The organism is Actinomadura sp. GC306 (assembly GCF_004348665.1).
Lineage (GTDB): Bacteria > Actinomycetota > Actinomycetes > Streptosporangiales > Streptosporangiaceae > Spirillospora.
This window is the reverse complement of sequence record NZ_SMKM01000047.1, coordinates 21,069-30,221: the sequence shown is the minus strand read 5'-3', so window position 1 is coordinate 30,221 and position 9,153 is coordinate 21,069. Positions and strand designations below refer to the sequence as shown.

Below are 9,153 nucleotides of genomic sequence, written 5' to 3'. Positions count from 1 at the left end.
ACCCGGCACAGATCGACCCGGCACAGATCGACCCGGCACAGATCGACCCGGCACAGATCGACCCGGCTGCGCTGTCGCCGGAGCAGGCCAGGGCGCTGTTCCGCGCCGGGCTGCAGGCCCCCACGTCCGGCTGGTGCGCCGGGTGGACGCAGGCCAACCTCATCGCCGTGCCACGTGCGCAGGCTTACGACCTGCTCCTGTTCGCGCAGCGCAACCCCAAGCCGTGCCCCGTCCTGGACGTCACCGAACCCGGCGAGGTGTCCGCCTCCCTGTTCGCCGGCGACCTCCGCACCGACCTGCCCGGCTACGTCGTCTACGCGGACGGGGAGCCCGTCGCCGAGGTGGCCGACGTGACCGCCCACTGGAGGGACGACATGGTCGCGTTCCTCATCGGGTGCAGCTTCACCTTCGAGGACGCCCTCCGCGAGGCCGGTGTGCCCGTCCGGCACACCGAGCAGAACCGCAACGTCCCGATGTACCGGACGAACCGGATGTGCCGCCCCGCCGGGGCGTTCGGCGGACCCCTCGTCGTGTCGATGCGGCCCGTCCCGGCCGGGCAGGTGGCCGACGCGGTGCGGGTGACGTCCCGCTACCCGGCCGTGCACGGCGCCCCCGTCCACGTCGGCGACCCGGCCGCCCTCGGCGTCGCCGATCTCGGCCGGCCCGACTTCGGCGATCCGGTCGAGATCCGGGAGGACGAGATCCCCGTGTTCTGGGCGTGCGGTGTGACACCGCAGGCGGCGGTGATGGCGTCCCGCCCCGAGCTGGCGATCGGGCACGCCCCCGGCCACATGGCGATCACCGACGTCCGCGACAGCCGGTACCTCGTCCCCTGAACCGGCGCCCACGGTACGGAATAGGCTGCGGTCCATGGCCGAGATCATCGCCCCGGGAGTGGTCCTCGGGGACCGCTACCGCCTGGAGCGCCCGCTCGGCGCCGGCGGCATGGCGACCGTCTGGCGCGCGGAGGACCTCGTCCTCGACCGCGCCGTCGCGGTGAAGGTGCCCAGGGAAGGGTGGCCGGAGGAGTTCACGCGGCGGCTGCGCACGGAGGCGAAGGCCGCCGCCGGCCTGGCGCACCCGAACATCACCGGCGTGCACGACTACGGCGAGCACCGGGGCGTCCCGTACGTGGTCATGGAGCTGCTGGACGGGGAGACCCTGTCGGCGCGCCTGTCCCGGGGGCCGCTGCCATGGCGCGAGGCGGCCGGGATCTGCGCCGGGGTCGCGGACGCGCTGGCCGCCGCCCACGCCGCCGGGATCGTCCACCGCGACATCAAGCCCGCGAACGTGTACCTCACCCCGGTCGGCGTGAAGGTCCTCGACTTCGGCATCGCGTTCACCGGCCCGTCCGCGGCCGGCGGCCCCCTCCTCGGCACCCCCGCCTACGTCGCTCCGGAGCTGCTGGACGGCGCGTCCCCGACCCCCGCGGCGGACGTCTTCTCCCTCGGCGTCGTCCTCCGGGAGTGCCTCGGCGGCGCCCCGTCCGCGGACGATCCCACCCTGCCGCCGGACGTCCCCGACCAGGTCACCGCCCTGTGCATCCGGTGCCTGGACGTCGACCCGGAGGCGCGGCCCACCGCCCCCGAGGCGGCGCGAATCCTCGCCGAGGCGTCCGGCGTGCGCCTCGCCGCGCTTCCGGTGCTGCGGCCCGCCGGCGACGGCGGCGAGCCGGCCGGCCCGCCACGGGAGGCGACGCGCGTCCTGGACGACCCGCTCCCACCCGCCGCGGCACCGGCACCGGCACCGGCACCGGCGGCGTCGGCGGACTGGGCGTCGGCGCGCAGGCCGCTGCTCATCGCGGGCGCGGCGACCGGGGTGATCGCGCTGGCGGCGGTGCTGCTGGCCGCGCTGTCCCCGGACGCGTCCCGCGAGGCGGCCGGGCCGCCCGTGGCGGCGAGCCCGTCGCCGACGCGGCCGGCGGCCGCCGCCTGCGCGGTGGCGTACCGGATCGACGGCACGTGGCCGCAGGGCTTCCAGGCCACGGTGCGGATCACGAACCTCGGGGACGGCGCGATCGACGGCTGGGAGCTCGGCTTCGAGTTCCCCGACGGCCAGGCGATCACCCAGCTGTGGAACGGCAGCCAGGTCCAGAACGGCTCGGTGGTCACGGTGCGGGCGGCGGACTGGAACCGGTCGATACCGCCGGACGGCTCCGCCGAGTTCGGGTTCCTCGGGCGGCAGGACGGCGCCAACGGACGCCCGTCCCGCTTCACCCTGAACGGCGGCGAGTGCCGCGGCTGAGGCGGCCCCGATCTGGGAGCGCTCCCAAGATGTTCGCGCAGGTCAGCGAGGCCGAACTCGAATCGATGCGGTGCGGACTATTGTGCCGCGGCGCACCGCGGCCTAGCATCCGGGGCAATCGAAGCGCTTCGACAGTGCGTCGATCCCCACCCCCGGAGGTGACCATGTTCAAGGCAGGCAGGAGCGCGGCGGTGCTCGCCGCCCTCGCCACGGCCGCCCTGTCGCTGACCGCGTGCGGCGGCGACGGCGGCTCCGGTGGCAAGGAACTGAAGCTCTGGCACTACGAGGCCCCCGACAGCGCCATGGGGAAGGCGTGGAGCGAGGCCGTCAAGGAGTTCGAGGCGAGCCACCCCGGCGTGAAGGTCACGTTCGAGGAGAAGGGCTTCGAGCAGATCCAGAAGACCGCGCCGATGGTGCTGAACTCCAAGGACGCCCCCGACGTCATGGAGTACAACAAGGGCAACGCGACCGCCGGGATGCTGTCGAAGCAGGGCCTGTTGACCGACCTCACGGCCGAGGTCGGCAAGCGCGGCTGGGACAAGCTGATCAGCCCGAACGTCCAGGTCACCGCCAAGTACGACGCCAAGGGCACGATGGGCGGCGACAAGTGGTTCGGCGTCCCCAACTACGCCGAGTACCTGCAGATCTACTACAACAAGGACCTGTTCGAGAAGCACGGCGTAGAGATCCCGACGACGTTCGACCAGCTGGTCGCCGCCATGGACGCCTTCGTCGCCGAGGACGTCACGCCGTTCACCAACGCCGGCGCCGAGTACATGGCGCACCAGTTCGTCTACCAGCTCGCCCTCGCCAAGGCCGACCAGGGCTGGGTGGACGCCTTCCAGCGCTACACCGGCAAGACGGACTTCAACGACGCCGCCTGGACGTACGGGGCGACCACGTTCGCCGACTGGGTGAAGAGGGGCTACATCGCCAAGAACTCCGTCAGCCTCAAGGCCGAGGACGCCGGCGTCGCCTTCATGAAGGGCGAGTTCCCGATGATGTTCTCCGGGAGCTGGTGGTTCGGCCGCGTCGCCGCCGAGGCGGACTTCGCGTGGGAGACCTCGGTCTGGCCCGGCGCCACGATGACGCTCGGCTCGGGCGGGAACCTCTGGGTCGTCCCCGAGGGGTCGGAGAACAAGGAGCTCGCCTACGACTTCATCGACATCACGATGAAGAAGGGGATCCAGAACACCCTCGGCAACGCCGGCGGCATCCCGGTCGCGGCGGACCCGGCCGCGATCACCGAGGAGAAGGCCAAGAAGCTGATCGGCGACTTCGACGGGCTGGCGGAGTCCGGCGGGCTCGCCTACTACCCGGACTGGCCGGTCGCCGGCTTCTACGACGTGTGGGTGTCGCAGACGCAGAAGCTGATGAACGGCACCGCCCCGTCCGAGGTCCTGGAGGGTCTGCAGAAGTCCTACGACGGCGGCCTGCCGAAGTGACGACGCCGGTCCGCGGCGGGTCGCGGGAGCGGTGGGGGTACGTGCCCTACCTGCTCCCGGGCCTGCTCCTGTTCACCGCCGTCATCGGCGTGCCGTTCCTGATGAACATCGGGACGAGCTTCACCGAGTGGACGGGCGTCGGGAAGCCGGAATGGATCGGGCTGGACAACTACCGCGACCTGGTGCGGGACGAGCAGTTCTGGGCGTCGTTCGGGCACAACGCGCTGATCATCGTCGGGATGGCGATCGTCCCGACGATGATCGGGCTGGTGCTCGCCTCGGTGCTGACCGACCTGATCGGCCGGCACTTCGGGGCGCGGACCGCGAGTTTCCTGCGCGCCTGCATCTACCTGCCGCAGGTGCTCCCGATCGTCATCGCGGGCGTGGTGTGGAGCTGGCTGCTGGCCCCCGAGGACGGCGCGGTCAACGCGCTGCTGGACGCGGTGGGCCTCGGCGCGCTCGCGCACGACTGGCTCGGTGATCCGGCCACGGCGCTGTGGAGCGTCATCGCGGTGATGGTCTGGATCCAGATCGGCTTCCCGCTGGTGATCTTCATGTCGGGGCTGCAGCGGGTCGACCCGTCGCTGTACGAGGCGGCGGAGATCGACGGCGCCTCCTGGACGCGGCGCTTCCGGCACATCACGATCCCGCAGATCCGGCCGGAGATCTTCGTCGTGCTGCTGTGGACGACGATCGCCGCCCTCAAGGCGTTCGCGCACATCTTCGTCCTGACGAAGGGCGGTCCGGGCGGGGCGACGAACGTCCCGGCGTACTACTCGTGGGTCAGCTTCTTCGAGAAGTCCGACGTCGGCTACGGCTCGGCGATCTCGACCGTGCTGACGCTGGTGATCGTCGCGCTGACCGTGCTGTTCCTGCGGATGCAGGGGAGCGAGCCGGGGGAGGAGCGGTGACCGCGACCCTCGCGAAGGAGACCGGGACGCCGCCGCGAGCCCGGCGGCCCGGCACGTCCAAGCGCAGGCGGCGCGGCCCGTCGGCCTATGCGGTGCTGGTGGCGCTGACCGCGTTCGCGGGCGTGATGCTGATCCCGTTCGTCGTGGTGGTCTTCAACGCGCTCAAGACGCCGCAGGAGTACTCCACCAAGGGGCCGCTGGCGCCGCCGGACGGGTTCGACCTGGACGCCGTCCGCGCGTTCTGGGAGCGGGTCGAGTTCGGGCAGGTGCTGCTGAACAGCGTGTTCATCAGCGGGTCCGTGGCCGTCCTCGCCGTGCTGCTGTCGGTCCTGAACGCCTACGCCCTCGGCATCGGCCGGATCAAAGGGCGGATGTGGGTGCTGGTCCTGCTGCTGATGGCGAACACCGTGCCGCAGGAGGCGCTCGTCTACCCGCTCTACTACCTGTCCAAGCAGGTCGGCCTGTACGACACGAGGATCAGCGTGATCATCGTGTTCACCGTCATCCAGAGCGCCTTCGGGACGTACTTGCTGGCGTCCGTGCTGTCGGCGTTCCCGCGCCCCTTGCTGGAGGCGGCGCGGATCGACGGCGCGGGCCGGTGGCAGGTGCTGTGGCGGGTGGTCGTGCCGGTCGTGCGGCCGACGCTGTCGGTGCTGATGGTCTTCTTCTTCGTGTGGACCTGGAACGAGTTCCTGATCCCCATGGTCTTCCTCATCTCCAACGAGAACCAGACGGTCTCGGTCGCGCTCGGCGTGCTGCAGGGGCAGCGGCTCATGGACGCCACGATGTCCAGCGCCGCGTCGCTGCTCGGCCTGCTCCCGACCGTGCTCTTCTTCCTCATCTTCCAGCGCACTCTGTCGCGCGGGCTCACTGCGGGGGCGATCAAGCAATGAAGTTCAGTGACGGCTACTGGATGATGCGCGAGGGCGTGCACGCGTCTCACCCAGTGGAGGTCCTCGACGTCGAGACCCGGCCGGGCTCGTTCACGGTGTACGCGCCCGTCCAGCGCATCCGGCACCGGGGCGACCTGCTCAAGGGCCCGGTCGTCACGCTGACCTGCGACTCGCCGATGCCGGACGTCATCGGCGTCACCCTCACGCACTTCGCGGGCGGGCAGCGGCGCGGCCCCGATTTCGAGCTCGCCACCGACCCGGGGGGTGAGGTGTCGGCCGGCGACGACGCGGTGACGCTGACGTCGGGTGCGCTGTCGGTGCGGGTCCGGCGGACGGGGGAGTGGGGCGTCGACTTCCTGGCGGACGGGCGGCGCCTCACCGGCAGTGCGCCCAAGGCGCAGGCCGTCATCGACACCGACGACGGACGCCATTACGTCCGCGAGCAGCTCGATCTGGGCGTGGACCATTTCGTCTACGGGCTCGGTGAACGGTTCGGGCCGCTGGTGAAGAACGGCCAGGCGGTGGACATCTGGAACGCCGACGGCGGCACGGCCAGCGAGCAGGCGTACAAGAACGTGCCGTTCTTCCTGACCAACGCGGGCTACGGCGTCTTCGTCGACCATCCGGGCCGGGTCTCCTTCGAGGTGGCGTCGGAGGCCGTCGCCCGGACGCAGTTCAGCGTCGAAGGCCAGTCGATGCGGTACCTCGTCATCTACGGGCCGACGCCGAAGGAGATCCTGCGCAAGTACACGGCGCTCACGGGCCGCCCCGCCCGGCTTCCCGACTGGTCGTACGGGGTGTGGCTCTCCACGTCGTTCACCACGTCCTATGACGAGGAGACCGTCACGTCGTTCATCGACGGGATGGCCTCGCGCGACCTGCCGCTCAGCGTCTTCCATTTCGACTGCTTCTGGATGCGCGAGTACCAGTGGTGCGACTTCGAATGGGACCCGCGGGTCTTCCCCGATCCGGAGGGGATGCTGCGCCGACTACGCGAGCGCGGCCTGCGCGTCTGCGTCTGGATCAACCCCTACATCGGGCAGCGCTCACCCCTGTTCGAGGAGGGGCGGGCACGCGGCTACCTGCTGAAACGCCCGAACGGCGACGTCTGGCAGTGGGACAAGTGGCAGCCCGGTCTAGCCGTCGTCGACTTCACCAATCCCGAGGCGAGGGAATGGTACGCGAGCAAACTCGACGCCCTGCTCGACATGGGCGTGGACTCCTTCAAGACGGACTTCGGCGAACGCATCCCCACCGACGTCGTCTACCACGACGGCTCCGACCCGGAACGGGCGCACAACTACTACACCCATCTCTACAACCAGACCGTTTTCGACCTTCTCCGCAAGCGGCGCGGCGAGGGCGAGGCGGTGGTGTTCGCCCGTTCCGCCACGGCCGGCGGCCAGCGCTTCCCGCTGCACTGGGGCGGCGACGCCGAATCGACGTTCGAGGCGATGGGGGAGAGCCTTCGCGGCGGTCTCTCCCTGGGCATGTCGGGGTTCGGGTACTGGAGCCACGACATCGGCGGATTCGAGGGCACACCGGACCCGGCGCTGTTCAAGCGCTGGATCGCGTTCGGCCTGCTGTCCTCGCACAGCCGCCTGCACGGAAGCCGTTCCTACCGTGTGCCCTGGCTGTTCGACGAGGAGGCGGTGGACGTCCTCCGCGATTTCACCCGGCTGAAGATGCGGCTGATGCCCTATCTTTCCGGGGCCGCCCGGCAGGCGCATGAAGAGGGACTTCCGATGATGCGGGCGATGGTCGCCGAGTTCCCGGACGACCCCGCGTGCACGCACCTGGAGCGGCAGTACATGCTCGGCGACGACCTGCTCGTGGCGCCCGTGTTCTCGTCGGACGGCGAGGTCTCCTACTACGTCCCGGAGGGGACCTGGACGCACTACCTCACCGGTGAACGCGTCGAAGGCGGACGCTGGGTGCGCGAAACGCACGGGTTCGGCAGCGTGCCGCTGCTCGTCCGCCCCGGCGCGGTCGTCCCGGAGGGCGCGGTGCAGGACCGTCCCGACTACGACCACGCCGACGGCGTCACGCTCCGCGTCTACGAGCCGGCCGACGGGACGACCGTCACCGCACGCGTCGGCGACACCACGTTCACCACAACGAGAAACGGTGAAAACCTGCGCGTCACGGGCGGCGGAACCTGGAACGTTCTTCTCGTCAACGCGCGTCCGGCCGTGGTGCGGGGCGGCGATCAGGCGGAGCATCCGCAGGGCGTCCTCATCAGGGCGGCAGGCGACGAACTGGCTATCACTCTGGAAATGGAGAACCGATGAGCTTCCCGGAAGGGTTCGTGTGGGGTGCGGCCACCGCCGCCTACCAGATCGAGGGCGCGGCCCAAGAGGACGGGCGCGCACCGTCCATCTGGGACACCTTCAGCCACACGCCCGGCAAGGTGCTCAACGGCGACACCGGCGACGTCGCCACCGACCACTACCACCGCCGGCAGGAGGACGTGGCGACGATGGCCGAGCTCGGCCTCGACGCCTACCGCTTCTCCATCTCCTGGTCGCGCGTCTTCCCCGAGGGGACGCCCAACCAGAAGGGCCTCGACTTCTACTCCCGGCTCGTCGACGAACTCCTCGGGCACGGCATCGCCCCGGTCGCCACCCTCTATCACTGGGACCTGCCGCAGGCGCTGGAGGACGCGGGCGGCTGGCCCGAACGCGACACGGCGCGCCGCTTCGCCGACTACGCCGAGCGGATCGGGCGCGTCCTCGGCGACCGCGTGCACACGTGGACGACGCTGAACGAGCCGTGGTGCACGGCGTTCCTCGGCTACGCGTCCGGCGTCCACGCCCCGGGACGCACCGACCCCGCGGACGCGCTCGCCGCCGCCCACCACCTCAACCTCGCCCACGGCCTGGCCGTGCGGGCGCTGCGCGGCGTAGTGTCCCCGTCCGCGCGGCACTCCGTCACCCTCAACATCCACCACCTGCGCGGCGACGCGGACGCCGTCCGCCAGGTGGACGCCGTCTCCAACCGCGTGTTCCTCGACCCGATGCTCGGCAACGGCTATCCAGCCGACCTGCTGGAGGACACCGCGCCGGTCAGCGACTGGGGTTTCCTGCGAGACGGCGACACCGAGATCATCGCCGCGCCCCTCGACGTCCTCGGCGTCAACTACTACTCGCCCACGCTCGTCCGGCGCTGGGACGGGGTCTCGCCGCGCGAGCACGCCGACGGGCACCGCCGGGGCGCCGCCTCCCCGTTCGTCGGCTGCGACACCGTCGAGTTCGTCGCGCAGCCCGGCCCGTACACGGCGATGGGCTGGCCGATCGACGCGACCGGCATGGAGGAGCTGCTCCTGCGGCTGCACCGCGACTACCCCCACACGCCGCTGCTGGTCACCGAGAACGGCGCCGCGTTCGACGACGCGGTGGACGATGACGGCCGCGTCCGCGACGAGCGCCGCATCGCCTACCTGCGCGACCACATCACCGCGGTGGAGCGGGCCTGCGCGGCGGGCGCCGACGTCCGGGGCTACTTCGCGTGGTCGCTGCTGGACAACTTCGAATGGGCCTACGGCTACTCCAGGCGGTTCGGCCTCGTCCACGTCGACTACCCGACCGGCGAGCGGACCTGGAAGGACAGCGCCGCCTGGTACCGCGACACGATCGCCGCGCATCGCCGATGACCAGGACG

7 protein-coding genes are annotated in these 9,153 nt (G+C 70.9%); all 7 read left to right on the top strand.

Translation table 11 applies throughout. From position 1 onward, the window contains the following. Positions 1-56: 56 nt before the first annotated feature. The 7 genes from E1200_RS09960 to E1200_RS09930 all read left to right on the top strand — a co-directional run bounded on the left by E1200_RS09960 (position 57) and on the right by E1200_RS09930 (position 9,145). Positions 57-836: a putative hydro-lyase gene (locus E1200_RS09960; protein WP_207933270.1), complete on the top strand. Its 780-nt coding sequence runs from the start codon at positions 57-59 to the stop codon at positions 834-836. 34 nt (positions 837-870) lie between these two features. Then, positions 871-2,244: a cellulose binding domain-containing protein gene (locus E1200_RS09955; protein ID WP_131951535.1), complete on the top strand. Its 1,374-nt coding sequence runs from the start codon at positions 871-873 to the stop codon at positions 2,242-2,244. A 164-nt stretch (positions 2,245-2,408) separates the two neighbouring features. Further along, entirely contained in the window at positions 2,409-3,689 is a 1,281-nt protein-coding gene (locus tag E1200_RS09950; RefSeq protein WP_131951534.1) for an extracellular solute-binding protein, read from the top strand. Then, positions 3,686-4,600: a sugar ABC transporter permease gene (locus E1200_RS09945; protein WP_243708451.1), complete on the top strand. Its 915-nt coding sequence runs from the start codon at positions 3,686-3,688 to the stop codon at positions 4,598-4,600. Before E1200_RS09950 ends, E1200_RS09945 begins: the two co-directional genes overlap by 4 nt. Further along, positions 4,597-5,493, top strand: coding sequence for a carbohydrate ABC transporter permease (locus tag E1200_RS09940; RefSeq protein ID WP_243708450.1), 897 nt, complete (start codon positions 4,597-4,599; stop codon positions 5,491-5,493). The genes E1200_RS09945 and E1200_RS09940 overlap by 4 nt, the downstream gene beginning before the upstream one ends. Further along, positions 5,490-7,784 (top strand): alpha-xylosidase, encoded by a 2,295-nt coding sequence (yicI, locus tag E1200_RS09935; protein WP_131951533.1) that lies wholly within the window; start codon positions 5,490-5,492, stop codon positions 7,782-7,784. The genes E1200_RS09940 and yicI overlap by 4 nt, the downstream gene beginning before the upstream one ends. Then, the gene (locus tag E1200_RS09930; protein ID WP_131951532.1) at positions 7,781-9,145 is read left to right on the top strand and encodes a GH1 family beta-glucosidase; all 1,365 of its coding nucleotides are present in this window, start codon (positions 7,781-7,783) and stop codon (positions 9,143-9,145) included. Before yicI ends, E1200_RS09930 begins: the two co-directional genes overlap by 4 nt. Positions 9,146-9,153: the final 8 nt, after the last annotated feature.